The sequence below is a fragment of the Streptomyces sp. NPDC001270 genome (assembly GCF_042896695.1).
In the GTDB taxonomy this organism is placed as follows: domain Bacteria; phylum Actinomycetota; class Actinomycetes; order Streptomycetales; family Streptomycetaceae; genus Streptomyces.
Genome location: NZ_JBIAXM010000001.1, coordinates 522112 through 548162, shown reverse-complemented (window position 1 = coordinate 548162; position 26051 = coordinate 522112). Strand labels below are relative to the sequence as shown.

The window sequence follows — 26051 nt, the reverse complement described above, 5'->3', positions numbered from 1 at the left end:
GGGGTTGGGTCGGTGGCGGGGCGCCGGCCGGCGGTTCGCCTACTCGACCCGGCGCAGCGCGTCCGCGGGACGCAGCCGCGACGCCCGCCATCCGCCGAACCCGCCCGCGATCAGTCCGCCGGCCACGGCGAGGCCGACCGCGACGACGATGGTGGTGACGCTGACCGGCGCGGTCAGGGCGACCTCCAGGGACTTCGAGGCGGTCTGCCGGGCCTGCCCGAAGCCACCGCCGCCACCGCCGGGACCGCCGCCCGCGTTGCCGGCGGTGCTGCCGAGCTGGGCCTTCAGGGTCGGGCTGATCGCGTTGACCACCTCGGCACCCGCGATACCGATCACGATGCCGAGGACACCGCCGACCAGTCCGTTGACGATGGCCTCGCCGACCACCTGCCGGGTCACCCGGCTCGACTTCCAGCCCAGCGCCTTCAGCGTGCCGAACTCGCGCACCCGCCGCGAGACGGCGGACGAGGTGAGCAGACCGGCCACCAGGAACGCCGCGATGAGCACGGCGATCGACAGCCACTTGCCGACGCTGGTGGCGAGGCTGGAGGCGGTGGACAGCGAACCGGAGACGGTCTTGGCCATGTCGGCGGAGGTGGTGACCGTCGTACCCGAGACGTTCTTCTGGATGTCGCTCTTGACGGCGTCGATCTGCTGGGAGTCGGCCGACTTGACGTAGATCGTGGTGACCTTGTCCTTCTCGTCGGACAGCGTCTGGGCCTGCTTGAGCGGGATGTACAGGTTGGCAGCCGAGTCGCCGCTGTCGGCGGTGGCGATGCCGATGATCTCGTACTTGGTGTCCTTGACGGTGACGGTGCTGCCGACCTTGTAGTCCTTCTCCTTGGCGTAGGCCGAGTCGGCCACGGCCACCTTGGCATCGGTCTCGGAGGTCTTGAAGGTCCGGCCGCTGGTGATCTTCGAGGAGGTCAGCGGGCCGAGAGCGGTCTGGGTGACGTCGGTGCCGTAGACCGAGTACGAGTTGATGTCGAAGTTGGCTCCGCCGCCCTGGACCGAGCCGCCACCGCCGCCCATGCCGCCGCGCATGCCGCCACCGCCGCCGCCGTTCTCCTGGAACTGGCCGCGCGTGAACTGGCCGCTGACCTTCATCACGTTGAGGTTGAGACCGCCCACGGCGTTCGAGACGCCCTTCTGGTCCTTGACCTTGGTGATGGTCGAGTCGGACAGGGTGGTGAAGCCCTGCACCATGACCCGGTCACTGCTCTGGGTCTTGTCGGAGCCGCTGTCCTGGGCGTCGAAGTTGAAGCGCGGGCGCTGCGAGTCGCCGGTGCTGGGGTCCGATGCCTTGGTGACGGTCATGTCGGTGCCGAGGCCGTAGAGCGACTGGAGCACCTTGTCCTGTGCCTTCCCCATGCCGTTGGACACGGAGTTGACCACGATGACGAGCGCGATGCCCAGCGCGAGCCCGGAGGCGACGACGAGGGCCGCCTTTCTGCGGCGGCGCAGTTCGCGCCTCAGGTAGGTGAAGAACATGCCCGCAAAGTAGGGACGGACCGTGATGGCAGCATAAGGCCGAAATAAAAGAAGGATGAGAAGACCGCCGCCGCGGTTCCAAACCCCTTGACTTTGCCCGGACATGACCGATGCCACCCCGGAGGGTGGCATCGGTCACGGAACGGTCGGCTGCCGCGGAGCCCGGCCTCAGACGGCCGAGCCCGCCTTCCACTGCGCCCAGTCCATGTTCCAGCCGTTCAGGCCGTTGTCCGGGGCGACCGTCTTGTCGCCGGTGTTCTGGACGACCACGACGTCACCGAGGATCGAGTGGTTGTAGAACCACGAAGCGGGCGTGTTCGGGTCGTTCGCGCCCTTGGTGTCGGACAGGCCGACACAGCCGTGGCTGGTGTTCACCGAGCCGAAGATCGACTTCGCGCCCCAGTAGTTGCCGTGCACGAAGGTGCCGGAGTTGGTGAGCCGGATGGCGTGCGGCACGTCCTTGATGTCGTACTCGCCCTTGCCGTCGTCGTCGGTGAAGCCCACGGTCGCGCCGTTCATGCGCGTTTCCTTGTACTTCTCCGACATCACCATGATGCCTTCGTACGTCTTGTTGTCGGGCGAACCGGCGGAGATCGGGATGGTCTTGACGGTCTTGCCGTCCTGCGTGATCTTCATCTGCTTCGTCTGCGCGTCGACGTAGGTGATCTGGTTGCGGCCGACGTGGAAGGTGACCGTCTTCTGCTGCACGCCGAAGACGCCGTTCGCGCCCTCGACGCCGTCGAGGGCGAGCTTCAGGGTGACGGTGGAGTTCTCGGCCCAGTAGTCCTGCGGGCGGCAGTCCATGCGGTTGGCGTTGAACCAGTGGCAGGCGACCTCCTGGCCGCTGCTGGTGGAGACCGTGATGCCCTTCTGGACGGCGGCCTCGTTGGTGATCGCCTTGTCGAAGTTGATCGACACGGGCATGCCGACACCGACGGTGGAGCCGTTCTCCGGGGTAAAGCTTCCTATGAAGCTGTTGCCCGGGGAGACCGTGGTGAAGGAGCCGTTCTCGTGGGCGACGCGGCCCTCGGAGTCCTTGGCCGTGGCGGCGACCTTGTAGGTGGTGGAGCGCTCCAGCTGGGCGCTGGGCTGCCAGCTCGTCCGGTCGGCGGAGAGCTTGCCCTGGACGGCCGCGCCGTCGGCCGTCGTCACCGTCACATCGCTGAGCGTGCCCTTGGCCACCTTGACGATGCCGGAGTTGTTGATGGAGGCGTTGTTCGAGCCGTCCTTGGGCGTGATCGCGATCTGGGCCTCGGACGTCTTCTTGGCCGCGGCCTCGTCGACCTTGGCCTGCGAGGTGTCCTGGTTGCCGTCGGCGCTGGCGTCGCTGCCGGAGCATCCCGAGAGCACCAGCACACTGCCCAGCAGAGCGGACGCGGCCATCAGGCCCCTGCGCCGCTTACTGTCCGTCATCACACGCTTCTCCATCATTGCCGATTCCGCGAAAACCCCGAGAGCTCCATGAGAGCTTTTAACGCTACGACCGGTTCGTCCGGTTCCACACCCTTCGGGGGTGTGGGGCACACCACGTTCGCCGGAGCCAGCGGTGCCGTACCGGTCCGCGCGCTCCTTGAGACGACAAAACCCCGGACGGCGGTTGCCGTCCGGGGCAACGAATTCCCCCGAACGCTCAGCCGATACGGTCCTCTTCGTCGTCCTCCCCACCATCATCCTCGTCGAGGTCCCACTCGGGCGAATCCGGGTCGTACGCGATCCGCTCGCTCGACCAGGACGCCTGCTGGAGTTCGACCCCCGGCACCTCATTGACCAGGTCGAACGGATCCACGAGATAGGCAAGGGCCTCGGCCGTGTCTTCCGTCACAGCGCCCTCGGCCTGCGTGCGCTCGTCGTCCGGCAGCTCCGGGTCCTCGGCGACCCGGCGCACGGCGGCCTTGGTCACCGCGTCCGCGTCCTCCACTTCGAGGACCAGCTCCACCCGAAGGCGCACAAAACGTGATGTCTCTGGAGTGCTCATGACGGGAGGGTACGGCCGAAACCTCCCGTGACTTTCCCGTGACCCGCCACTTTCACTAACATCGCTCCGCACGGCCAATTCGCCAGCGCCACAAGGGGATCGATATTCCGTGTCATCCGCTCGCCGTTCGCTGCTGACCGCCACTGCCGCGGGCACCCTCCTGGGGGCCCTGTGGTTCGTCCCGTCCGCCACCGCCACGCCGGACACCCCGGCGCGCGCCGACTTCGCGACGACGCAGGTCACCCAGCAGGCCAGAGCCGTGTCCGCGGCGGACACCCGGACCGCGGACGGAACCGGGGACGGAACCGGCGAGCAGACCGGGGACGGCGTCCGGCTGGCCGACACCGGAAGCTTCGACACCACCCCGTACGTGGCCGCGGGCGCCGCGCTCCTCGTCGTGGGCGCGGGCTTCGTGGGCTACTCGATACGGCGTGAACGGCTCGATTTCTGAGCCCGCTTGACGCCGCGTCGGCACCGGGGTGACGGGCCGGGAGCCCGGACGCCGGCACCCGGCCGCCGCCCGCCGGCTACTGCAACGGCCCGGTGACCGTCTCCACCGCGGCGACCAGCCCCCCGCTGCGCACGAACGCGTCCGCGGCCGCCAGGTCGGGCGCGAGGAACCGGTCCGGACCGGGCCCCTGCACCCCCGCCGCCCGCACCGCCTCGACGACCGCCTGCGACGCGGGCGCCGGGGCCGCCCCCTCGCGCAGTTCTATGGCCCGGGTCGCGGCGTACAGCTCGACGGCGATGACCCGGGAGAGGTTGTCGACGGCGGTACGCAGCTTGCGCGCGGCCGACCAGCCCATGGACACGTGGTCCTCCTGCATGGCGGAGGACGGGATGGAGTCCGTGGAGGCCGGTACGGCGAGCCGCTTCATCTCGCTGACCAGGGCCGCCTGGGTGTACTGGGCGATCATCAGCCCGGAGTCGACACCGGCGTCGTCCGCGAGGAACGGCGGCAGGCCGTGGCTGCGGTTCTTGTCGAGCAGCCGGTCGGTGCGGCGCTCGGCGATGGAACCGAGGTCGGCGGCGGCGATGGCGAGGAAGTCGAGGACGTAGCCGACCGGGGCGCCGTGGAAGTTGCCGTTCGACTCGACGCGCCCTTCGGGCAGCACGACGGGGTTGTCGACCGCCGAGGCCAGTTCCCGCTCGGCGACCAGCCGCGCGTGCGCGACGGTGTCCCGCCCGGCGCCCGCGACCTGCGGGGCGCAGCGCACGGAGTAGGCGTCCTGGACCCGGGGCGCCTCGTACGGGATGGAGCTGCCGCCGGTGCGGGCGGCGCCGGCCGTCCGGGGGAGGCCGGTGAGCTGGGAGCCCTTGAGCACGGCGAGCATGTTGGCGGCGCTCGCAGCCTGGCCGGGGTGCGGCCGGATGGCATGCAGTTCGGGCGCGAGCACCCGGTCCGTGCCGAGCAGGGCCTCCAGGGACAGGGCCGCGGTGACGTCGGCGGACTTGTAGAGGGTGTCCAGGTCGGCGAGGGCCATGAGCAGCATGCCGAGCATGCCGTCGGTGCCGTTGAGGAGGGCGAGGCCCTCCTTCTCGCGCAGTTCGACGGGCCGGATGCCGTGTTCGGCGAGCAGCTCGCCGGCGGGCCGGACACTCCCGTCGGGCCCCTCGGCGTCGCCCTCGCCCATCAAGGTCAGCGCGCAGTGCGACAGCGGGGCCAGATCACCGGAGCAGCCCAGTGAGCCGTACTCGTGGACGACCGGGGTGATCCGCGCGTTCAGCACGTCGGCCATGGTCCGGGCGACCTCGGGCCGCACGCCCGTGTGTCCCGTGCAGAGGGTCCGCAGCCGCAGGAACATCAGGGCCCGTACGACCTCGCGCTCCACCCGCGGACCCATGCCCGCGGCGTGCGAGCGGACGATGTTGCGCTGTAGCCGGCCGCGCAGCTCGGGGCCGATGTGCCGGGTCGCCAGGGCGCCGAAGCCGGTGCTCACGCCGTAGACCGGGTCCGGTTCGGCCGCCAGCGCGTCCACGATCTCGCGCGCCGCCGCGAGGGCCGCCACCGCCTCCGGCGACAACTCCACCCGGGCGTCACCGCGCGCCACGGCGAGAACGTCGGACGCGGTCACGCCGGATGTCCCCACCACCACAGTATGCATATCCATATTCAGGAGCGTACGCATTGAATGTCTTGGTGTCACTAGTGGTGGACAGGTTCACCCCTTACCGCGGGACGCCCTGCTGGAGGAGTCTGCGCCGCCGTACCTCCGGGCCGCCGCACCGCCCGCTCACGGCCTGCGCCCGCGGAAGCGGCGCCGCTCGGCCCGCGCGGGCGACGGCTCGTCGGCGAGGCGGACGACCGGGTCGTCGGGGCCCTCCCCGCCGGCGACGACCGGCCGGTCCGCCCGCACCGCCTTGGCCCGGTACTGGGCCGCGTCGGCGAGCCGGAACAGCCGGCGCGCGGACCGCACCGGGCCTATGGCGTGCGCGGTCGAGGCGACCCCGCACGCGACCCCCTCCCCCAGTTCCAGTTCGGCGGCGCGCCGGCACAGTTCGTCCGCGACCTTCACCACGTCGTCGGCGGGCGGCCCGACCGCCAGCAGACAGAACTCGTCGCCGCCCAGACGGGCCACGAGGGTGCCCGGCAGTATCGCCCCGCACAGCGACAGCACGGAGCCGAAGCGTTCGAGGAGACGGTCCCCGACGGCGTGCCCCTGGGTGTCGTTGACCCGCTTGAGCCCGTTGAGGTCGCAGACGACGAGGCTGACCACGACGCCCTCCGCGCGGTGCCGCTCGATGGCCTCGTCCATGCGCATGTCCACCGCCCGGCGGTTGGCGAGCCCGGTGAGCGCGTCGGTGTACGCCAGCCGCTGGGCCTCCTCCAGCCGCTCGGTCTGCGTGATCCCGGCGGCGACGACCGCCGCCAGCACGGTGGCGAAACCGGCGTCGGACCGGTCGAAGACCGGCGCCCCGACTGCGCGGGCCACGTACAACTCGCCCCAGGCGCGGCCGTGCAGCACGACCGGCGCGACCACGCAGCAGCCGCGCCCGCGGCGGCGCAGCGCGGTGACCCGCTGGTGGTGGTAGCCGGGGCGGCCGGCCGCGGTCCCCTCGGCGGTCTCCACCCAGGCGTGCGGGCCGCCGCCGAGCGCCCAGCGCTCGTGCAGGAACTCGGTGATCTCCGGGAACTGGTGGACGGGATAGGTCTCGTTCTCCGGGAACTCCTCCTCGTCCGGGGCCCGCTCCCCCACGTTCACGAGGACCCGCAGCCGGCCGCGTTCGCGCTCCCACACCGACAGCGCGGCGAAGCTCCCGTCCAGCGCCCGGCACGCACCGCCCGCCGCGGCCCGCCAGGACTCCGCCGGAGTGTGCGCCGCCGCCATCCCCTGGGCCAGCGCCACGACAGCCGCGAGCCGCTTGTCCTCACCCATCACTCCAGGTTAGGGACGTTTGGTATGAATGGGGACATCGGAGTGCCGAACAGGTGTTTTTAAGAGGCGCCGTCCGGTCGGCCCGTCACCCGGCCGCTCCCCGCCCCGGTCACTCGCCCGGCCACCGGGGCGTCCGCTTCTCGTTGAACGCCGCGACCCCCTCCGCCCGGTCCCCGGAGAACGCCACCGAGCGCCAGGCCGCGTCCTCGACCTCCAGCCCGGCCCGCAGGTCCAGCCCGTGCCCGAGCCGCAGCGCCCGCTTGGCCGCGCGCAGGCCGACCGGCGAGTTCCCCGCGATCCGGGCCGCCAGGGCCAGCGCCTCCTCGCGGTCCCGGCCCTCGTCCACCAGCTGGTCCACCAGCCCCAGCTCACGGGCCTCGGCCGCCGCCACCCGCCGCGCCGAGAAGATCAGCTCGGCCGCCCGCGCCGCACCGACCCGGCGCGGCAGCAGCTGGGTCCCGCCGCCACCCGGAATCACCCCCACGGACACCTCGGGCAGTCCGACCACGGCCGTGGCGTCGGCCACGATCAGATCGCAGGACAGCGCCAGTTCGAAGCCCCCGCCGAGCACGAAACCGTGCACGGCGGCGATCGTCGGCACGGGCAGCTCCAGTACGCCGGTGTAGGCGCCCCGCGCGACCGGCCGCTGCCGCACCAGGTCCGCGTCGCTGAAGGAGTTCCGCTCCTTGAGGTCGGCCCCGACGCAGAACGCGCGCTCGTGCGACGACGTCAGCACCACCACCCGTACGTCCCGGTCGGAGGCGAGCGCCGCGCAGGCGCCCGCAAGGGAGCGGGCCATCTCCGTCGAGACGGCGTTCATGGCCTTGGGCCGGTCCAGCACCAGCTCCGCGACGTGCTCGTGCCGCCGCACCAGTACGAACTCCCCGAACCGCTCCTCGCTCATGACACCCTCCGGTTAACGCGGGTTAACTCCTCGACGCACCGATCATCGCAGTCGGCCCCCGCCGGGGAAAGAGGCGGCCCCGGCTCCTCGTTCGAGTGACAATCCGCCCGACTCCGCCTCGACCGCCCAGGGGAGCGCATAGCGTGCGCTCCGCCACGGCGCATCGGGGGCGCGAGCGGGGAGGGACGCGATGACGCAGACGCACACGGGTGCGCACACGGACGACGCAGACGACACGGCCGCCATACCCGAGGCACCGGTCGCTCCGACCGGACCGGAGGCCGCCGCCGGGACCGAGACCCAGACCGGGACCGGTGTCGACGTCGACACCGACATCGATACCGACACGGTCCGTCCGGACGGACCGGATGACCCCGCCGGTCCCGCCGCACCGGCGGGGTCAGGGGTGGCAGGAAGGCCGGACGCCCTGCCCGAAACGGCGGAAGGACCGGGGAAGGGCCCACGAGGCCCAGGGGGGCCAGGAGGTTCGGAAGGTGCGAAAGGACCGCCCGTCAGGGGTGGGGGCCGCCCCCTGCTCGTGACCCGGCGCGGGCGGCACCGGCGGCCCCGCCGCCGCCCGCTCCTGCTCGCCGTCGCAAGTCTCGCGCTGGCCGTCGGCGTGCTGGGCCTCGTACGGGTCGCGCCCGAGCCACCGCCCGGCAGTCCGGTCACCGCGGAGGCGGATTCCCGGCCGGGTCGGGCCGCCACTGCCGAACGGCCGCCGCACGAGTCCGCCGCCGGGGTCGGCACCTCCCCGACGGATCCGTCCGCGACCTCCGCCCAGGGCCTGGCCGACGGTGCCCGCGTCCCGGCCGCCATGTCACCCGGCGCCCCGGTGGGCCCCGCTGCGGGGAGGGAGTCGGCCCCGGTCCCGGGCACGGTCCCGCGGGCGGATCCGTCCGGCACCGCGTCCGGCACCTCGACGTCCCACACCACCCCGTCGCCGTCGGCCGCTCCGAGCATCCCGCACCGGCCCGCACCGGCGCCGAGCCGGACATCCGCCACCCCGGCTCCGGCCCCGAGTCCCAGGCCGAGCCGGCCGGGCGGCGTGTGCGTGCCGATCATCCGCCTGTGCATCGACACGCCGCTGGCCGGGAGGCGGTGACGGCGGCTCCGGTCAGCCTTCGCCGTCGCGCCGGGTGAGCAGCCAGGGCTCGACCACACCGAGCCCGCGGACCGGGCGCTGCCACATCGGCTGGAGCGCGAAGCGGTACGCCGGCGGTTCCTCGCCCTCCTTCTCGGCGGTCGCCGCCGCCTCGGCCGCCTCCGCCTCCGAGGCGGGCGCCTCGGAGGTGCGGATCAGTTCCTCGGCGAACGCGCTGTCGACGAGGACCGCGTCGCGCGGCGCTATCGAGGTCAGCCGGGAGGCGAGGTTCACCGTCGTACCGAAGACGTCGCCCATGCGGGTGGTGACCGTGCCGAACGCCATGCCGACGCGCAGCTCGGGCATGGTCTCGTCGTTGGCCATCGTCTCGATGAGGCGCAGGGCGATCTCGGCGGCGGTGCCCGCGTCGTCGGCGGCGTACAGCACCTCGTCGCCCAGGGTCTTGATGAGCCGGCCGCCGCGGGCGGCGACCAGGTCGGCGGCGGTGGTCTCGAAGGCTTCGACGAGTTCGCCGAGTTCCTCCTCCTCCATCCGGCGGGTCAGGCGGGTGAACCCGACGAGGTCGGCGAAGGCGACCGCGAGCCGCCGGTCCACCATCTCCTCGTCGTCGCCGGCCTGCACGACCCGGCCGGTGGCGGCGGCGAGCTGCCGGCGCCAGACGTAGACCAGGAACTCCTCCAGCTCGGGCAGGAGCAGCTCGACCAGGGGATACGTGACCTCGGTGCGGGTCATGCCGGGCTCGGGCGGTTCGGTCAGCCCCTCCAGGAAGGAGTCGATCTGCCACTCGGCGAGCCGCGCGGTGGTCTGCCCGGTGGACCGGGCCACCTGCACGGCCATGGCCTCGCTGAGCAGGCCCGCCTCGACAAGGCCGGCGAGCCGGCGCAGCGCCAGGACGTCGGCCTCGGTGAGGGCCTTGGCCTGGCCGATGTCGGCGAAGCCCATGGCCCGCCAGAAGCGCGAGGCCAGCTCCATCGAGACACCGGCGCTGCGGGCCGCCTGAAAGGGGGTGTAGCGCCGCTCGGCCCCCAGGATGAGTGTTTCCAGCCGCAGGGTGAGCGGGTCCTCGCCGGCGCCGAGGTGCTGGGGTTCCCCCCGGTCGAGAGCGGCCGGGGCCGGCTGGTCGTCCTCCCGGTCGAGCGAAACCGGGCGGGAGCCCTCCCGGTCGAGCGGGGCCGGGCGGGAGCCCTCCCGGTCGAGCGGGGCCGGGCGGGAGTCCTCCCGGTCAAGTGGAACCGGGTGGGAGTCCTCCCGGTCGAGTGCAGCCGCGACCGCGGGCGGATCCACCCGGCGGCCCGCGTCCGCACCGGAGCCCGTGTCGTCGACGGTCACGCCTGCTGCCCTTCTGATCTGCCACGGTCACGTATCGACCGGCCTCAACTCTACGGCAGGTGTGCGCCAGCTCACTCCGTCAGGTTCCGCGGGATGGCACACCGCCCGGTGCCGGCCGGTCGGGTCCGGACCTGTGGTGGACGCCCACCGGGGCTCGCGGCCCCAGGCCCCCCGCCATCAGTCTGCGGGCACCGGCCGCCGTACGCAGCCGCAGGCCCGTCGTGGCCGTACGCGCGGTTCCCCGCGCCCCTTCGAAGGCGGGCGGCGGACCGCCCTCGCCAAGGCAGCGGCCCGCCCTCGTCGTCCTTCGGCCGCGTCAGGCCGGCCGCAGGTGCACGATGTCCCCGGCGCCCACCGGCTCCTGCACGCCCTCCGCCGTCGCGATCACCAGGCGGCCGTCACCGTCCACCGCCACGGCCTCACCCGTGATCGCCCGGTCGCCGGGCAGCTCCGCCCGCACGGTGCGGCCCAGCGTCGCGCAGCCCGCCGCATAGGTCTCCTGGAGGCCGGCGGCGGCGGGATCGCCGCCTGCCGAGCGCCAGCGGCCGTACCAGTCCTCCAGGGAGCGCAGCACGGCCCGCAGCAGCGGGTCCCGGTCCGTGCTCACCGCCCCGGCCAGCGCCAGCGACCCGGCCTGCGGCACCGGAAGCTCCGCGGCCCGCAGGGTGACGTTGATGCCGACGCCGACGACCACGCCGTCGTCCCCGGCCCGTTCGGCGAGGATGCCGCCGGCCTTGCGCTCCTCGCCGCCCACCGTCACCAGCAGGTCGTTGGGCCACTTCAGCGCCGTGTCGACGCCCGCGGCCCGAGCCAGTCCGGTGGCCACGGCCACGCCCGTGAGCAGCGGCAGCCAGCCCCAGCGGGCCACCGGCACCTCGGCGGGCCGCAGCAGCACCGAGAAGAACAGGCCGGAGCGGGCGGGCGCGGTCCACCGGCGGTCCAGCCGGCCCCGGCCCTGCGTCTGCTCCTCGGCGACGAGCACCGCGCCCTCCGCCAGGCCGCCCGCCGTGGCCCTGGCCACCAGGTCGCTGTTGGTGGAACCGGTGCGCTGCACGACCTCCAGGTCGGTCCACAGGCCGCCCGCGCGCAGCAGTCCGCGCCGCAGCGCCGTACCGTTCAGGGGCGGGCGGTCGAGGTCGGACCACCGGTTGTCGTTCGCGTCTGCTGGATCTCGCGGCGTCATGCAAGCCACCCTAGGTGTGGTAAACACCGCACTGCCGACCGGTAGGGCCACCACTACTCTACGGATGAGTAACCGTCCCCACTCTTTTGAGCAGGCAGGGAGCCGCATCCCGATGTCCGAGCCGGAAGCGCGTCAAGAGATCGACATTCATACGACCGCCGGGAAGATCTCGGATCTGCGGCGCCGTATCAAGGAGGCGACGCACGCCGGCTCCGCTCGCGCCGTCGAGAAGCAGCACGCCAAGGGGAAGCTGACGGCCCGTGAGCGGATCGAGCTGCTGCTGGACGAGGGCTCGTTCGTCGAACTGGACGAGTTCGCGCGGCACCGCTCCACCAACTTCGGCCTCGACCAGAACCGGCCGTACGGGGACGGCGTCGTCACCGGCTACGGAACCGTGGACGGACGCCCCGTCGCCGTCTTCTCCCAGGACTTCACCGTCTTCGGCGGGGCGCTGGGCGAGGTCTACGGCCAGAAGATCGTCAAGGTGATGGACTTCGCCCTGAAGACCGGGTGCCCGGTCATCGGGATCAACGACTCCGGGGGCGCGCGGATCCAGGAGGGGGTCGCCTCCCTCGGCGCCTACGGCGAGATCTTCCGCCGCAACACCCACGCCTCCGGGGTGATCCCGCAGATCAGCCTGGTCGTCGGTCCGTGCGCGGGCGGCGCCGTCTACTCCCCCGCGATCACCGACTTCACGGTCATGGTCGACCAGACCTCGCACATGTTCATCACCGGCCCGGACGTCATCAAGACGGTCACCGGCGAGGACGTCGGCTTCGAGGAGCTGGGCGGGGCCCGCACCCACAACACCGCCTCGGGCGTCGCCCACCACCTGGCCGGTGAGGAGAAGGACGCCTTCGAGTACGTCAAGCAGCTGCTGTCGTACCTGCCGTCCAACAACCTCAGCGAGCCCCCGGTCTTCCCGGAGGAGGCGGACCTCTCCGTCACCGACGAGGACCGCGAGCTGGACACGCTGGTGCCGGACAGCGCCAACCAGCCGTACGACATGCACACGGTGATCGAGCACGTCCTGGACGACGCCGAGTTCTTCGAGACGCAGGCGATGTTCGCGCCGAACATCCTCACCGGGTTCGGCCGGGTCGAGGGGCGCCCGGTCGGCATCGTCGCCAACCAGCCGATGCAGTTCGCGGGCTGCCTCGACATCGACGCGAGCGAGAAGGGCGCGCGGTTCGTGCGCACCTGCGACGCCTTCAACGTCCCGGTCATCACCTTCGTCGACGTGCCGGGCTTCCTGCCGGGCGTGGACCAGGAGCACACGGGCATCATCCGGCGCGGCGCCAAGCTGATCTACGCCTACGCGGAGGCGACCGTCCCGCTGATCACCGTGATCACCCGCAAGGCGTTCGGCGGGGCCTACGACGTCATGGGCTCCAAGCACCTCGGCGCGGACATCAACCTGGCCTGGCCGACCGCGCAGATCGCGGTGATGGGCGCGCAGGGCGCCGTCAACATCCTGCACCGCCGCACCATCGCCGAGGCGGACGACGCCGAGGCGACCCGGGCGCGGCTCCTCCAGGAGTACGAGGACACCCTGCTCAACCCGTACGTCGCGGCCGAACGCGGTTATGTCGACTCGGTGATCCTGCCGTCCGACACGCGCCGTCACATCGTGCGCGGGCTGCGTCAACTGCGCACCAAGCGGGAATCCCTGCCCCCGAAGAAGCACGGCAACATTCCGCTGTAGAGATCCATCCTCTCCAGATTCCCCTCTGGACCCGTTGGGAGGCGGCATGAACATCAAGGTCGTACGGGGCAATCCGACCCCGGAGGAGCTGGCCGCCGCCCTGGCGGTGGTCCAGGCCCGCGCCGCGGCGGCGGCCGCCGAGCCGTCCGGCGCGGCAGCCCCCGGGGACGCGTGGTCCGACCCGTCCCGCATCACCACCGCCCACGTCCCCCACCCCGGCCCCACGTCCTGGACCCGTACGTACTGGCCGTCCTAGAGAGCCCCCGGCTCCGGAGGGGTCGCGGGGCCCCGTTGCGCGGGCCGCGCGACCCCTCGGGGGGCGCGAGGAACCGCGCACAGCACCCCAACACCGGCCAGCACTTCCCCACCCCCCAAGGGGCGCGAGGAACCGCGCACGGCCCTGCAACCCCGCCGACCGACCAAGCGCCCCCGGCCCCCACACACCCAGCGGCCCAGCGGCCCGGCGGCCCGGCGGCCCAGCGATTGAGTACCCGTACTCAGGCGCCCGCCCCGCCCCGGCCCCACCCTTGGTGGCATGCTGTGGTCCGACCCGGAGAACGAACCGCCCGAGGAACTGCGTCACACGCAGGCCATGCTGCGGCGGCTCGGTCTCCTCGTGGCGCTGGCGATGGTGCTCGCGATGCTCATCGCGGGCCTGAGATGACCCGTCCGGGCCCGTCCGGACCGGCGAGAGCGCGCCGGATCCACGCCGTTACGCTGACCGCATGACAGACCATCCGCGCCGTCGGCTCGTGCTCGCCTCCCAGTCCCCCGCCCGGCTCGGTCTGCTCAGGCAGGCCGGGTTCGACCCCGAGGTGATCGTCAGCGGCGTGGACGAGGACGCGCTCAGCGCGCCGACCCCCGCCGAGCTGGCGCTCGCGCTGGCCGAGGCGAAGGCGTCCGTGGTGGCGGCCCGGCCGGAGGCCCAGGGCGCGCTGGTGATCGGCTGCGATTCGGTGCTGGAGCTGGACGGCCGGGCGCTGGGCAAGCCCGCGGACACCGAGGAGGCCACCGCCCGCTGGAAGTCGATGCGCGGGCGGGCCGGGATCCTCCAGACGGGGCACTGCGTCTGGGACACGACGAGCAAGCGGTACGTGTCGGCGACCGCGTCCACGGTCGTACGGTTCGGCGAGCCGACGGACGCCGAGGTCGCCGCCTACGTCGCGTCGGGGGAACCGCTGCACGTCGCCGGAGCGTTCACCCTGGACGGCCGTTCGGCCCCGTTCATCGACGGGATCGACGGCGACCACGGCAACGTGATCGGCCTCAGCCTGCCCCTGGTGCGCCGGCTGCTGTCCGAACTGGGCGTCAGCATCACGGAGTTGTGGGCGCCCACGCGGTGACGCCGGAGGCGGCCGACGCGGGCACGTCGTCCTGCGGCTCGGGCTCCGCGGCGTCCCGTGGGCGTCCGGCCCCGGCCGCCGGGTCCCCGGTCCCGGTCGCCGGCTCCCCGGCCCCCGCCCGTGGGCCGTCCACGGCCCGCGGCGCGCCACCGCCGTCGCCGGGATCGCCGCCGCCCGCCGGCTGCGCCGGACCGGGCAGCCCGTCGTGCGTCATCAGCAGCAGGACGACCAGGGCCAGCACGAACACCATGAGCAGGAACGCCCCCACGCCCAGCAGCCCCCAGACGACCGCACCCAGCAGCCCGTGCACCACGGCGACACTGACCAGCAGGGCGCGGCCGAGGCCGGACGGGGCCCGGTCGCGGATCGCGACGAGCAGGGCGACCAGGCCGCACAGCGCGAAGTAGACGGCGAGGACCACTCCGCCGATCTCCGAGGACGTCACCATCACACCCGGGTCGAGGCCGGCCAGGGACATGTCCTGACGGTCGACGACCACCGCCAGGATCCAGTTGAGCGCCACGACGGCCACCGCCTCGACGAAGAGGACGACCGCCACGATCCACGCCACCGGTCGGCGTACCACCGGCCCCACCCACTTTCGGCCCACCCGGGCAAGAATTGCTGTTACCCGGAGTACGTCGGGGACGTCGCGAACGCTACTCACCGGTAAACCGGGGCACAAGGGTTCTGCCGACGCCAGTAAACCGTTGGGCCATTCGTAGGGACTCCACAAAGAAACGAAGTGCGCCGCAGCACGCTCTCACAGAGACCTTGACCACATGACAGGACTAGGGTTTTCCGGTGGAGTCCTGCGTACCGCGGTGCGACTAGGGCTTTCGTGGGTCGAGCGGGCCTCGTATCACGCTCCGTGTGGGCAAGCTCACCAGTGGGGACGGGTCGAAGTGCCGTGTCGGCAGTCCCTAAACTCGGCTTGTTTCAAGGAGGGAGCCTCAATCGTGCGCAAGGTGCTCATCGCCAACCGTGGCGAAATCGCTGTCCGCGTGGCCCGGGCCTGCCGGGATGCCGGGATCGCGAGCGTGGCCGTCTACGCGGACCCGGACCGTGACGCTCTGCATGTCCGCGCCGCGGATGAGGCATTCGCCCTGGGCGGTGACACCCCGGCCACCAGCTACCTGGACATCGCGAAGGTCCTGAACGCGGCGCGCGAGTCGGGCGCGGACGCCGTCCACCCGGGCTACGGCTTCCTCTCCGAGAACGCCGAGTTCGCCCAGGCGGTCCTGGACGCGGACCTGATCTGGATCGGCCCGCCGCCGCAGGCCATCCGCGACCTGGGCGACAAGGTGGCCGCCCGGCACATCGCGCAGCGCGCGGGCGCCCCGCTGGTCGCCGGTTCGCCCGACCCGGTGAACGGCGCCGACGAGGTCGTCGCCTTCGCCGAGGAGCACGGGCTGCCCATCGCGATCAAGGCGGCCTTCGGCGGCGGCGGACGCGGCCTGAAGGTCGCCCGGACCCTCGAAGAGGTGCCCGAGCTGTACGACAGCGCGGTGCGCGAGGCGGTCGCCGCCTTCGGCCGGGGCGAGTGCTTCGTGGAGCGCTACCTGGACAAGCCGCGGCACGTGGAGACCCAGTGCCTGGCCGACCGGCACGGCAACGTGGTCGTCGTGTCGACGCGTGACTGCTCCCTCCAGCGCCGCCACCAGAAGCTGGTCGAGGAGGCCCCCGCGCCGTTCCTGTCGGACGCCCAGCTCGCGCAGCTGTACTCCGCGTCCAAGGCCATCCTCAAGGAGGCCGGCTACGTCGGCGCCGGCACCGTGGAGTTCCTGGTCGGCGCGGACGGCACGATCTCCTTCCTGGAGGTCAACACCCGCCTCCAGGTCGAGCACCCGGTCACCGAGGAAGTCGCCGGCATCGACCTGGTACGGGAGATGTTCCGCATCGCCGACGGCGAGGAACTGGGCTACGGCGACCCGGAGCTGCGCGGCCATTCCTTCGAGTTCCGTATCAACGGCGAGGACCCGGGGCGCAACTTCCTGCCCGCGCCGGGCACCGTCACCCGTTTCGACCCGCCGACCGGTCCCGGTGTCCGCCTGGACGCCGGGGTCGAGGCGGGCTCGGTCATCGGCCCCGCCTGGGACTCGCTGCTCGCCAAGCTGGTCATCACCGGCCGTACCCGCAAGGAGGCCCTGGAGCGGGCCGCCCGCGCCCTGGACGAGTTCCAGGTCGAGGGCATGGCGACGGCGATCCCGTTCCACCGCGCGGTGGTCAGGGACCCGGCGTTCGGGCCCGAGCTGACCGGCTCCGCCGCGCCGTTCACCGTCCACACCCGGTGGATCGAGACCGAGTTCGTCAACGAGATCAAACCGTTCGCGGCGCCCGCCGACGTGGAGACGGAGGAGGACGGCGCCCGCGAGACCGTCGTCGTCGAGGTCGGCGGCAAGCGCCTTGAGGTGTCGCTGCCCGTCTCACTCGGCATGAGCCTGGCCCGTACGGGTCTGGCCGCGGGCGCCAAGCCCAAGCGCCGGGCGGCGAAGAAGTCCGGGCCGGTGGCCTCCGGCGACGCCCTCGCCTCCCCGATGCAGGGCACGATCGTCAAGGTGGCGGTCGAGGAGGGCCAGGAGGTCAAGGAGGGCGACCTGGTCGTGGTCCTTGAGGCGATGAAGATGGAGCAGCCCCTGAATGCGCACAAGGCGGGGACCATCAAGGGGTTGAGCGCCGAGGTCGGTGGGTCTCTCACCTCCGGTGCGGTGATCTGCGAGATCAAGGACTGAGTGGTTGCGCGTTTGCGCGTCCGCGCGTTTGCGGTTGTGCGTACGCCCCACGGACCGATGGGATCGGTCCGTGGGGCGGTTCCACTCCGTGGGGGTGGTGGGTACGTGCGGGTGCGTGGGGGGTTATCGCGCAGTTCCCCGCGCCCCTGAGAAGGGCTGGGCAGTGAGGGCGGGTGCGGGTGCGTGGGGGCTTGTCGCGCAGTTCCCCGCGCCCCTGAGAAGGGCTCGGCAATGAGGACGGGTGCGGGTGCGTGGGGGCTTGTCGCGCAGTTCCCCGCGCCCCTGACAGGGGCTCGGCAGTGAGGGCGGGTGCGGGTGCGTGGGGGCTTGTCGCGCAGTTCCCCGCGCCCCTGACAGGGGCTCGGCAGTGGGGACGGGTGCGGGTGCGTGGGGGCTTGTCGCGCAGTTCCCCGCGCCCCTGACAGGGGCTCGGCAGTGGGGACGGGTGCGGGTGCGTGGGGGGTGCGCTGTTCCGCGCGCCCCTGACAGGGGCTGGGTGGGGTTGGTGGGGGCGGTGGCATGCTGGGGGGAGTTTTGGGGTGGGAAAAGGGAGGGTGGCATGGCGGGTGTGATCGTCCAGGAGGCCGGCGGAGCCCCGCGCGCCATGCGTGCCGATGCCCGACGCAACTACGAGCGGCTGCTGACGCAGGCCCGTGCCGCGTTCGCCGAGCACGGTACGGACGCGTCGCTGGAGGACGTCGCCCGGCGCGCGGGGGTCGGGATCGGCACGCTGTACCGGCACTTCCCGAACCGGCACGCGTTGCTGAGCGCGGTCTTCGAGGACGCGGTGGGCGAACTCGTCGCCCGCGCCCGTGAGCTGCTGCACGCCCCCGAGCCCTGTTCGGCCCTGGTGACGTGGCTGCGCGAGGTGGTCGCGCACGCCGGGGCGTACCGCGGTCTCTCGCTGGCGCTGATGTCGGTGTCGTCCGACTCCGCCGACCCCGGTTCGGCGCTCGCCCGTTGCGGCGCGCCGATCCGTGAGGCGGGTGGCGCGCTGCTCGGCCGGGCCCGGGATGCGGGCGCCGTACGAGCCGAGGTCACCATCGGTGACCTGCTCCAGCTCACCCATGCGATCGGGCTCGCGGCGGCGGAGTCGCCGGGAGACCCGGCCCTGGCGGACCGGCTCCTGCGGCTGACGCTGCGCGGCCTGACGCAGTAGGAGGACGTCGGCCGCGCGCCGCGAGCGGCGGCGGCCCGGTGGTGGGGTTCGGCACCCGGGCCGGACCGTGGTTCAGCGTCGGCGCAGGTCCGCGACGCGGGCGCGGTCCGCGGCCGTCGGCGCTTCACCGCCGAGCACGGCGGCCGTACGCAGCCCGGGGGTCGGGACCTGGCCGCGCCGCTGGCCGGGCAGGGGCACGTCCCGGCGCTGCTGGCGCGCCGGGACCTGGTCACCCCCCGGGCTTCCCGACGCCCCGGCCACGGCGATCTGCACCCCCTGGTCGGCCAGGGCCTGGAGTTCGGTGCCGGCCCGGTCGTCGTGGGCCAGGGGCTCGTCGGTGACCAGGCGGGTGATGACATCGGTCGGCACCGTCTGGAACATCGTGTCCGTACCCAGCTTGGTGTGGTCGGCCAGCACCACGACCTCCGCCGCGGCCTGCACCAGCGCGCGGTCGACGGACGCCGACAGCATGTTGGACGTGGACAGTCCCCGTTCGGCGGTCAGGCCGCTGCCGGAGAGGAATGCCTTGGAGACCCTGAGCCCTTGCAGCGACTGCTCGGCACCGGAGCCGACGAGGGCGTAGTTGGAGCCGCGCAGGGTGCCGCCGGTCATCACGACCTCCACGCGGTTGGCGTGCGCCAGCGCCTGGGCGACCAGCAGCGAGTTGGTGACGACGGTCAGTCCGGGCACCCGGGCGAGCCGACGGGCCAGCTCCTGCGTGGTGGTCCCGGCGCCGACCACGATGGCCTCGCCCTCTTCGACGAGTCCCGCGGCGAGATCGGCGATGGCCGTCTTCTCGGCGGTCGCGAGATGTGATTTCTGCGGAAAGCCGGACTCCCGCGTGAATCCGCCCGGCAATACCGCACCGCCGTGCCGGCGGTCTAGGAGTCCTTCTGCCTCCAGTGCGCGCACGTCCCGTCGTACGGTCACTTCGGAGGTCTGGACGACGCGGGCGAGTTCACGGAGCGACACGGCTCCGTTCGCTCGCACCATTTCAAGGATCAATTGGCGACGTTCTGCAGCGAACACGAAACTGACAGTAACCCCAACGACCGTCTGCTTTCAGCAGTTTGCGCCGAATAACAGAAGTTGTTCGCAACACTGGTCGCGAGGTGGTATAAGCACTGTCAGCACCGACTATGCCGTACGCATGCTCGCCAACTCCCCGTGACCGGCGGGGAGTCGGGCCGCCCGGCGTCAGCCCTCGCCGGTCTCCTTGCGGGTGTGGAGCTGGCGGGCCACCTCGGCGATCGAACCCGAAAGCGACGGGTACACCGTGAAGGCGTTCGCGATCTGCTCGACCGTCAGATTGTTGTCGACGGCGATCGAGATGGGATGGATCAGCTCCGAGGCGCGCGGCGCCACCACCACACCGCCCACCACGATCCCGGTGCCGGGGCGGCAGAAGATCTTGACGAAGCCGTCCCGGATGCCCTGCATCTTGGCGCGCGGGTTGCGCAGCAGCGGGAGTTTCACGGCCCGGGCGTCGATCTTGCCGGCGTCGACGTCGGCCTGGGTGTAGCCGACGGTGGCGATCTCCGGGTCGGTGAAGACGTTGGAGGAGACCGTCTTCAGGTCCAGCGGGGCCACCGCGTCGCCCAGGAAGTGGTACATGGCGATCCGCCCCTGCATGGCGGCGACGGAGGCGAGGGCGAAGACGCCCGTGACGTCACCGGCCGCGTACACGCCGGGGGCGGTCGTGCGGGACACCTTGTCGGTCCAGATGTGCCCGGACTCGCTCAGCTTGACGCCCGCCCCCTCCAGGCCGAGTCCGGCGCTGTTCGGGATGGCGCCGACGGCCATCAGGCAGTGGGTGCCGCTGATGACCCGCCCGTCCGCGAGGGTGACCTCGACGACGTCGCCGACCCGCTTGGCGGCGGCGGCGCGCGAGCGGGCCAGGACGTTCATGCCGCGGCGGCGGAAGACGTCCTCCAGGACGGCGGCGGCGTCCGGGTCCTCCCCGGGCAGCACCCGGTCGCGGGAGGAGACGAGGGTGACCCGGGAACCGAGGGCCTGGTAGGCGCCGGCGAACTCGGCGCCGGTGACGCCGGAACCGACCACGATCAGTTCCTTCGGCAGTTCGGTGAGGTCGTAGACCTGGGTCCAGTTCAGGATGCGCTCGCCGTCGGGCCGGGCGTCGGGCAGCTCGCGCGGGTGACCGCCGGTCGCGATGAGCACGGCGTCCGCGGTGAGCGTCTCCTCGCTGCCGTCGGCGGCGGTGACGACGACCTTGCGGGAGCCGTCGAGGGCCTGCATGCCCTCAAGGCGGCCCCGGCCGCGCATGACCCGGGCGCCGGCCCGGGTGACGGACGCGGTGATGTCGTGGGACTGGGCGAGCGCGAGCCGCTTGACCCGGCGGTTGACCTTGCCGAGGTCGACGCCGACCACCCGGGCCGCCTGTTCCAGCGGCGGGGTGTCGTCGGCGACGATGATCCCCAGCTCCTCGTAGGAGGAGTCGAAGGTGGTCATCACCTCGGCCGTGGCGATCAGGGTCTTGGACGGCACGCAGTCGGTCAGCACCGACGCGCCGCCCAGGCCGTCGCAGTCGACGACGGTCACCTCCGCGCCGAGCTGCGCGGCCACCAGCGCCGCTTCGTATCCGCCGGGTCCGCCACCGATGATCACGATCCGAGTCACGTACTCCATTGTTCCGCACCCATCAAAGGAGTACGGGCCGGGGGCGGCGGTGGTGTGCGTTCCGTTATCTGGGGCACGGAGGTACGGGGCGGGGGGACAGCCCGTGGGGAAGCGACCGCGGCGCGCCCGGCCCGGCTGCGGGCGGCGCCGAGCGACGGCATCGTGCACGGAACCCTACGGTCCGGCGGCTGGAGGACGTCATCCACCGGTCCACGGGCACCATGGGGAGCGAGCAGGCCGAAGAAAACACCAGAAACAGGTACACAAGGGGCCCCCGGGACTCGCGGGACGGATGTTTCCGCTGCCGTACCCTCGACCCATGTCGCTCTATGCCGCATACGCCGGCAATCTCGACGCGCGGCTGATGTCCCGCCGCGCCCCGCACTCGCCGCTGCGCGCCACCGGCTGGCTCAACGGCTGGCGGCTGACCTTCGGCGGCGAGCAGCTGGGCTGGGAGGGGGCATTGGCGACGATCGTCGAGGATCCGCTCTGCCAGGTCTTCGTCGGCCTGTACGACATCGCGCCCATGGACGAGGAGCCCATGGACCGGTGGGAGGGCGTGGGGCTCGGCATCTACCGGCGGCTGCGGCTGAGGGCGCACACGCTGGACGGGGAGGAGATGGCGTGGGGGTACGTGCTCAACGGGTACGAGGGCGGGCTGCCCGCGGCCCGCTATCTGGGTGAGATCGCCGACGCGGCGGAGTCCGCGGGCGCGCCCCACGACTACGTGATGGAGCTGCGGAAACGCCCGTGCTGAGGGAGAGCCGCACGGTCCGGCTCACCCAGAACACCCGGCTCACTCAAAACAGCTGACTCACCCGGGACATCCGGTGGAGTACACGGTCGGCCGCGGACGTCCGCCGATCTTCGTCGTCGAGGTTCGACGACAAGGACGTCCTCGTCGCGGACGTCCGAGCCGCCCCGCACAGTGTTTTCGTTGGAAACGACAAGACAACGATCGCACTTCTCATACACCCTTCATCTACGCGCGTAGGCCCGAACCGGCTACCCTCGTCCGCGTGAACGCATCTCTTCCTACGGACGACATCCAGGGCGACCCGCACGCCGCCGCCGACGCCGCCGCCGCGCGCCTGCGTGAACTCACCGGCGCCGAGACCCACGACGTCGCCCTCGTGATGGGCTCCGGCTGGGGTCCCGCCGTCGCCGCCCTGGGCGCTCCCGACGCCGAGTTCCCGGTCACCGAACTGCCCGGCTTCCCGCCGCCGGCGGTCGCGGGACATAGCGGCAAGGTCCTCTCGTACGCCGTCGGGAACCGGCGGGCGCTGGTCTTCGTGGGCCGTACCCACTACTACGAGGGCCGGGGCGTGGCCGCCGTGGCGCACGGGGTGCGCACGGCCGTCGCGGCGGGCTGCAAGACGGTGGTGCTCACCAACGGCTGCGGCGGACTGCGCGAGGGCATGCGGCCGGGGCAGCCGGTGCTGATCAGCGACCACATCAACCTGACGGCGGCCTCCCCGATCGTCGGGGCGAACTTCGTCGACCTGACCGATCTGTACTCGCCCCGGCTGCGGGCCCTGTGCAAGGAGATCGACCCGACGCTGGAGGAAGGGGTCTACGCGCAGTTCCCCGGTCCGCACTACGAGACGCCGGCCGAGATCCGGATGGCCCGGGTGATCGGGGCGGACCTGGTGGGGATGTCGACGGCCCTGGAGGCCATCGCGGCGCGCGAGGCGGGCGCCGAGGTGCTGGGCATCTCGCTGGTGACGAACCTCGCGGCGGGCATGACCGGTGAACCCCTCAACCACGAGGAGGTCCTCCAGGCCGGCCGGGACAGCGCGACCCGGATGGGTTCGCTGCTGACGCAGGTGCTGGGCCGACTGTAGGGCGGCAGGAGCGGGTCGCGGCGGGCGTCCGGGGCGGCGGGCCCCGGACGCCCGCCGTGGCCCGCACGCCCCCGTCGGCAAGACGCCCCCCGGCTCGTCGAGCGGGGGTACCCCGATGTGCCGGACCTGTTCGACCGGCATGCACGAGCAACGGAGGTTGACCGACCGTGCACGACGAACTCCTCGCGCGGGCCCGAGCGTGGCTGGCCGAGGACCCCGACCCGGACACCCGCGCGGAACTCGCCCGGCTCATCGACGCCGGTGACCACGCGGAGCTGGCCGCCCGCTTCAGCGGCACCCTCCAGTTCGGCACCGCGGGCCTGCGCGGTGAACTGGGCGCCGGGCCGCAGCGGATGAACCGCTCGGTCGTCATCCGGGCCGCCGCCGGTCTCGCCGCGTACCTGAAGCAGCAGGGCCGGACCGGCGGACTCGTCGTCATCGGCTACGACGCCCGGCACAAGTCCGCCGACTTCGCCCGCGACACCGCGGCCGTGGTGACCGGCGCCGGGCTGCGCGCGGCCGTGCTGCCGCGGCCCCTGCCCACCCCCGTCCTCGCCTTCGCGATCCGGCACCTGGGCGCCGTCGCCGGCGTGGAGGTCACCGCCAGCCACAACCCGCCCCGGGACAACGGCTACAAGGTGTACCTGGGAGACGGCTCGCAGATCGTGCCGCCCGCCGACAGCGGGATCGCCGCCGAGATCGACGCGATCGCCTCCCTCGCCGACGTCCCGCGCCCCGAGGCGGGCTGGGAGATCCTCGACGACTCCGTCCTGGACGCCTATCTGGCCCGTACGGCCGCCGTGCTCACCGACGGCTCGCCGCGCACCGCGCGCACCGTCCACACGGCCCTGCACGGCGTCGGCACGGAGGTGCTGTGCGCCGCCTTCGCCCGCGCCGGTTTCCCGGCCCCCGTCCTCGTCGCCGAACAGGCGGAGCCCGACCCGGACTTCCCGACCGTCGCCTTCCCCAACCCGGAGGAGCCCGGCGCCATGGACCTGGCCTTCGCCCAGGCCCGCGCGAGCGAACCGGACCTGGTCATCGCCAACGACCCGGACGCCGACCGGCTCGCCGTCGCCGTCCGGGACGGCGGCGCGTGGCGCATGCTGCGCGGTGACGAGGTCGGCGCCCTGCTCGCCGCGCACCTCGTACGGCACGGCGCCACCGGCACCTTCGCCGAGTCCATCGTGTCCTCCTCGCTGCTCGGCAGGATCGCTGGACGGGCCGGGCTGCCGTACGAGGAGACCCTGACCGGGTTCAAGTGGATCGCCCGGGTGGCCGGCCTGCGCTACGGCTACGAAGAGGCCCTCGGCTACTGCGTCGACCCGGAGGGCGTGCGGGACAAGGACGGCATCACCGCCGCCCTGCTCGTCACGGAGCTGGCCTCCGAACTCAAGGAGCAGGGGCGGACCCTGCCGGACCTCCTCGACGACCTGGCCGTGGAGCACGGGCTGCACGCCACCGACCAGCTCTCGGTCCGGGTGCGGGACCTGTCGGTCATCGCCGACGCCATGGCGCGGCTGCGCGCGCACCCGCCGGCCCGTCTCGGCGGCCTCGCCGTCACCCGGGCCGAGGACCTGTCCCGGGGCACGGACCGGCTGCCGCCCACCGACGGCCTGCGCTACACCCTGGACGGCGCCCGGATCGTCGTACGGCCCAGCGGCACGGAGCCCAAGCTGAAGTGCTACCTGGAGGTCGTCGTCCCGGTCGCCGACCGCGCCGGACTGCCGGACGCCCGTGCCCGCGCGGCCGGGCTGCTGGCCGGTCTCAAGCGGGACCTGTCCGAGGCCGCCGGCATCTGAGGCACCGGTCGTCCCTTTCGGGGTGCGCCGGGGAGCGGGGGGCACCCCAAAGGGTGATTTCGGGGCTACGGCTGCTGCACCGGCCGCACTCCGGCGCGCTCTGCGGGAACGGTGAACCGTACCGCCGCCCGCCGAGTACTGGAGCCGCCGCGTGTCCTCGACCGCCCCCGAAACCGCCCCCAGCGGACACATCCCGGGCACCCGGCGGCCCCCCGTCCCGGCCGGCACGCCCTCCCGGGCGCTGTGGCGCGGGCTGCGGCGCGCGGCGCCGGCGCTGGCCGCCTTCCTCGCCGTGCACGTCGCGGGGCTGCTGTTCCTGGCCGTCTGGGCGCACGAGCGGGGGCGCGGCGTCTGGCCGATGCTGGCGACGGAGTGGGACTCCCGCTGGTATCTGGGGATCGCCGGCCACGGGTACACACACGAGCTGGGCGTCGCGTTCGACCACAACAACCTGGCGTTCTTCCCGCTCTACCCGCTGCTGGTGCGGGCCGTCGCCGTGGTCACGCCGGGCAGCCTGGCCAGCACCGGGCTGGGGATCGCCGTGCTGGCGTCGCTGGTCGCGGCCTGGGGTGTGTTCGCCGTCGGTGACCGGCTGGCCGGGCGGACGGCCGGGTTCCTGCTCACCACGCTGTGGGCGGCGCTGCCGGTCGGCCTGGTGGAGTGGATGGGGTACACCGAGTCGCTGTTCACGGCCTTCGCGGCGTGGACGCTGGTCGCGATCCTCGACGAGCGCTGGCTGTGGGCCGCCGCGGGCGCCTGTCTGGCCGGGCTGACCCGGCCCACCGGGATCGCGCTGGCCGCCGCGGTCTCCGTGGCCGCCCTGCTCTCGTTGCGCCGCCGGTTCTCGGGCCGGGCCCTGGCCGCCGCGCTGCTGGCTCCGGCCGGCTGGTGCGCGTACCTCGGCTGGGTGGGGCTGCGGCTCGGCCGCTGGGACGGCTACTTCGCCGTGCAGCGGATGTGGCACAACGACTTGGACGGCGGCCACGAGACCCTGCGCCGGCTGCGCGAGCTGTTCAGCCACCAGTCGCGGCCGGAGCTGTTCCTGATCGTGGTCACCCTGACGATGCTGGTGTCGGTGGTGCTGTTCGCGCTGACGGTGTGGGACCGGCAGCCGCTGCCGCTGCTGGTGTTCACCGGGGTGCTGCTGGTGATCGTCCTGTTCAGCGGCGGCGTGTACTTCCCTCGTGCCCGCTTCCTGCTGCCCGGTTTCCCGCTGCTGCTGCCGCTGGCCGTGCATCTGGCGCGGGCCTCCGACCGCTACCGGGCGCTGGTGCTGGCGACGGCCGTGGCGGGCTCGGCGTACTGCGGCGCGTACATGCTGCTGGTGTGGCCGAGCGCACCCTGATCCGCGGCGGGGGCGGGGCGGGGCCGCGGCTGGGGTTGCCGACGGCCCGGGTTTCCCCCGGGTGGCCGAGTCCCGGCGTCCCGGGGCTTCGGCGTTCCAGGGCTTCGGCGTTCCGGCGTTCCG

23 protein-coding genes are annotated in these 26051 nt (G+C 72.6%); 12 read left to right on the top strand and 11 right to left on the bottom strand.

The annotated features are described in order from the left end of the window. Positions 1–39: 39 nt before the first annotated feature. From ACFY2B_RS02525 to ACFY2B_RS02515, 3 genes are all read right to left on the bottom strand, one after another. The gene (locus ACFY2B_RS02525; RefSeq protein ID WP_390761266.1) at positions 40–1491 is read right to left on the bottom strand and encodes an ABC transporter permease; all 1452 of its coding nucleotides are present in this window, start codon (positions 1489–1491) and stop codon (positions 40–42) included. 168 nt (positions 1492–1659) lie between these two features. Next, on the bottom strand, positions 1660–2904 hold the full coding sequence (locus ACFY2B_RS02520) for an Ig-like domain-containing protein (protein ID WP_390761265.1): 1245 nt from the start codon (positions 2902–2904) through the stop codon (positions 1660–1662). Positions 2905–3121: 217 nt separating this feature from the next. Beyond that, positions 3122–3466 carry a hypothetical protein gene (locus ACFY2B_RS02515; RefSeq protein ID WP_390761264.1) on the bottom strand — a complete coding sequence of 115 codons (345 nt, stop codon included), beginning with the start codon at positions 3464–3466 and terminating at the stop codon, positions 3122–3124. Positions 3467–3575: 109 nt separating this feature from the next. On the opposite strand from ACFY2B_RS02515, the gene ACFY2B_RS02510 reads away from it, so the two are divergent. After that, the gene (locus ACFY2B_RS02510; RefSeq protein WP_390761263.1) at positions 3576–3917 is read left to right on the top strand and encodes an LAETG motif-containing sortase-dependent surface protein; all 342 of its coding nucleotides are present in this window, start codon (positions 3576–3578) and stop codon (positions 3915–3917) included. Between the two features lie 76 nt (positions 3918–3993). Here the strand turns inward: ACFY2B_RS02510 and hutH are convergent, their stop codons facing one another. The 3 genes from hutH to ACFY2B_RS02495 form a co-directional block, all read right to left on the bottom strand. Beyond that, complete coding sequence (gene hutH, locus ACFY2B_RS02505) at positions 3994–5571, bottom strand: histidine ammonia-lyase (protein WP_390761527.1); 1578 nt, start codon at positions 5569–5571, stop codon at positions 3994–3996. Between the two features lie 129 nt (positions 5572–5700). After that, complete coding sequence (locus ACFY2B_RS02500) at positions 5701–6843, bottom strand: diguanylate cyclase domain-containing protein (RefSeq protein WP_390761262.1); 1143 nt, start codon at positions 6841–6843, stop codon at positions 5701–5703. Positions 6844–6952: 109 nt separating this feature from the next. Next, a complete protein-coding gene (locus ACFY2B_RS02495) occupies positions 6953–7747 on the bottom strand; it encodes an enoyl-CoA hydratase/isomerase family protein (protein WP_390761261.1) in 795 nt (264 codons plus the stop codon). A 538-nt stretch (positions 7748–8285) separates the two neighbouring features. Here ACFY2B_RS02495 and ACFY2B_RS02490 point away from each other — a divergent pair. Continuing rightward, positions 8286–8852: a hypothetical protein gene (locus ACFY2B_RS02490; RefSeq protein WP_390761260.1), complete on the top strand. Its 567-nt coding sequence runs from the start codon at positions 8286–8288 to the stop codon at positions 8850–8852. A gap of 12 nt (positions 8853–8864) precedes the next feature. Here the strand turns inward: ACFY2B_RS02490 and ACFY2B_RS02485 are convergent, their stop codons facing one another. Together ACFY2B_RS02485 and ACFY2B_RS02480 are read right to left on the bottom strand one after the other, a co-directional pair. Then, complete coding sequence (locus ACFY2B_RS02485; RefSeq protein ID WP_390761259.1) at positions 8865–10181, bottom strand: adenylate/guanylate cyclase domain-containing protein; 1317 nt, start codon at positions 10179–10181, stop codon at positions 8865–8867. Positions 10182–10497: 316 nt separating this feature from the next. Beyond that, complete coding sequence (locus ACFY2B_RS02480; RefSeq protein WP_390761258.1) at positions 10498–11364, bottom strand: biotin--[acetyl-CoA-carboxylase] ligase; 867 nt, start codon at positions 11362–11364, stop codon at positions 10498–10500. A gap of 112 nt (positions 11365–11476) precedes the next feature. Between ACFY2B_RS02480 and ACFY2B_RS02475 the strand changes: the two genes are divergently transcribed. The 4 genes from ACFY2B_RS02475 (at position 11477) to ACFY2B_RS02460 (ending at position 14412) form a co-directional block, all read left to right on the top strand. Next, positions 11477–13069 (top strand): acyl-CoA carboxylase subunit beta, encoded by a 1593-nt coding sequence (locus tag ACFY2B_RS02475; RefSeq protein WP_390761257.1) that lies wholly within the window; start codon positions 11477–11479, stop codon positions 13067–13069. A gap of 46 nt (positions 13070–13115) precedes the next feature. Further along, positions 13116–13325: an acyl-CoA carboxylase subunit epsilon gene (locus ACFY2B_RS02470; protein WP_390761256.1), complete on the top strand. Its 210-nt coding sequence runs from the start codon at positions 13116–13118 to the stop codon at positions 13323–13325. A 279-nt stretch (positions 13326–13604) separates the two neighbouring features. Then, positions 13605–13733, top strand: coding sequence for a morphogenic membrane protein MmpB (gene mmpB, locus ACFY2B_RS02465; RefSeq protein WP_390761255.1), 129 nt, complete (start codon positions 13605–13607; stop codon positions 13731–13733). A 61-nt stretch (positions 13734–13794) separates the two neighbouring features. Next, positions 13795–14412, top strand: a complete 618-nt coding sequence (locus ACFY2B_RS02460) for a Maf family protein (RefSeq protein WP_390761254.1) — start codon at positions 13795–13797, stop codon at positions 14410–14412. Here ACFY2B_RS02460 and ACFY2B_RS02455 read toward each other — a convergent pair. Beyond that, on the bottom strand, positions 14384–14983 hold the full coding sequence (locus ACFY2B_RS02455) for a hypothetical protein (protein ID WP_390761253.1): 600 nt from the start codon (positions 14981–14983) through the stop codon (positions 14384–14386). The genes ACFY2B_RS02460 and ACFY2B_RS02455 overlap by 29 nt on opposite strands. A 388-nt stretch (positions 14984–15371) precedes the next feature. Between ACFY2B_RS02455 and ACFY2B_RS02450 the strand changes: the two genes are divergently transcribed. Next, positions 15372–17144 carry an acetyl/propionyl/methylcrotonyl-CoA carboxylase subunit alpha gene (locus tag ACFY2B_RS02450; RefSeq protein WP_390761252.1) on the top strand — a complete coding sequence of 591 codons (1773 nt, stop codon included), beginning with the start codon at positions 15372–15374 and terminating at the stop codon, positions 17142–17144. A 559-nt stretch (positions 17145–17703) separates the two neighbouring features. Continuing rightward, positions 17704–18303, top strand: a complete 600-nt coding sequence (locus ACFY2B_RS02445) for a TetR/AcrR family transcriptional regulator (protein ID WP_390761251.1) — start codon at positions 17704–17706, stop codon at positions 18301–18303. A gap of 72 nt (positions 18304–18375) precedes the next feature. On the opposite strand, the gene ACFY2B_RS02440 is transcribed toward ACFY2B_RS02445, so the two are convergent. Continuing rightward, the gene (locus ACFY2B_RS02440; RefSeq protein WP_390761250.1) at positions 18376–19332 is read right to left on the bottom strand and encodes a DeoR/GlpR family DNA-binding transcription regulator; all 957 of its coding nucleotides are present in this window, start codon (positions 19330–19332) and stop codon (positions 18376–18378) included. A 168-nt stretch (positions 19333–19500) separates the two neighbouring features. Beyond that, positions 19501–20949, bottom strand: a complete 1449-nt coding sequence (locus tag ACFY2B_RS02435; protein WP_390761249.1) for an NAD(P)H-quinone dehydrogenase — start codon at positions 20947–20949, stop codon at positions 19501–19503. 310 nt (positions 20950–21259) lie between these two features. On the opposite strand from ACFY2B_RS02435, the gene ACFY2B_RS02430 reads away from it, so the two are divergent. From ACFY2B_RS02430 to ACFY2B_RS02415, 4 genes are all read left to right on the top strand, one after another. Continuing rightward, positions 21260–21697: a gamma-glutamylcyclotransferase gene (locus tag ACFY2B_RS02430; protein WP_376524289.1), complete on the top strand. Its 438-nt coding sequence runs from the start codon at positions 21260–21262 to the stop codon at positions 21695–21697. Positions 21698–21959: 262 nt separating this feature from the next. Beyond that, a complete protein-coding gene (locus ACFY2B_RS02425; RefSeq protein WP_390761248.1) occupies positions 21960–22784 on the top strand; it encodes a purine-nucleoside phosphorylase in 825 nt (274 codons plus the stop codon). Between the two features lie 167 nt (positions 22785–22951). Next, positions 22952–24583: a phospho-sugar mutase gene (locus ACFY2B_RS02420; RefSeq protein ID WP_390761247.1), complete on the top strand. Its 1632-nt coding sequence runs from the start codon at positions 22952–22954 to the stop codon at positions 24581–24583. A gap of 151 nt (positions 24584–24734) precedes the next feature. Then, positions 24735–25928 carry a hypothetical protein gene (locus ACFY2B_RS02415; protein WP_390761246.1) on the top strand — a complete coding sequence of 398 codons (1194 nt, stop codon included), beginning with the start codon at positions 24735–24737 and terminating at the stop codon, positions 25926–25928. Positions 25929–26051: the final 123 nt, after the last annotated feature.

Bases quoted from the DNA above. Each gene is read 5' to 3' on its own strand.
- ACFY2B_RS02525 (WP_390761266.1), bottom strand. From the start codon at position 1,491: ATGTTCTTCACCTACCTGAGGCGCGAACTGCGCCGCCGCAGAAAGGCG.
- ACFY2B_RS02520 (WP_390761265.1), bottom strand. From the start codon at position 2,904: ATGACGGACAGTAAGCGGCGCAGGGGCCTGATGGCCGCGTCCGCTCTG.
- ACFY2B_RS02515 (WP_390761264.1), bottom strand. From the start codon at position 3,466: ATGAGCACTCCAGAGACATCACGTTTTGTGCGCCTTCGGGTGGAGCTG.
- hutH (WP_390761527.1), bottom strand. From the start codon at position 5,571: ATGCATACTGTGGTGGTGGGGACATCCGGCGTGACCGCGTCCGACGTT.
- ACFY2B_RS02500 (WP_390761262.1), bottom strand. From the start codon at position 6,843: ATGGGTGAGGACAAGCGGCTCGCGGCTGTCGTGGCGCTGGCCCAGGGG.
- ACFY2B_RS02495 (WP_390761261.1), bottom strand. From the start codon at position 7,747: ATGAGCGAGGAGCGGTTCGGGGAGTTCGTACTGGTGCGGCGGCACGAG.
- ACFY2B_RS02480 (WP_390761258.1), bottom strand. From the start codon at position 11,364: ATGACGCCGCGAGATCCAGCAGACGCGAACGACAACCGGTGGTCCGAC.
- ACFY2B_RS02475 (WP_390761257.1), top strand. From the start codon at position 11,477: ATGTCCGAGCCGGAAGCGCGTCAAGAGATCGACATTCATACGACCGCC.
- ACFY2B_RS02470 (WP_390761256.1), top strand. From the start codon at position 13,116: ATGAACATCAAGGTCGTACGGGGCAATCCGACCCCGGAGGAGCTGGCC.
- mmpB (WP_390761255.1), top strand. From the start codon at position 13,605: ATGCTGTGGTCCGACCCGGAGAACGAACCGCCCGAGGAACTGCGTCAC.
- ACFY2B_RS02460 (WP_390761254.1), top strand. From the start codon at position 13,795: ATGACAGACCATCCGCGCCGTCGGCTCGTGCTCGCCTCCCAGTCCCCC.
- ACFY2B_RS02445 (WP_390761251.1), top strand. From the start codon at position 17,704: ATGGCGGGTGTGATCGTCCAGGAGGCCGGCGGAGCCCCGCGCGCCATG.
- ACFY2B_RS02435 (WP_390761249.1), bottom strand. From the start codon at position 20,949: ATGGAGTACGTGACTCGGATCGTGATCATCGGTGGCGGACCCGGCGGA.
- ACFY2B_RS02430 (WP_376524289.1), top strand. From the start codon at position 21,260: ATGTCGCTCTATGCCGCATACGCCGGCAATCTCGACGCGCGGCTGATG.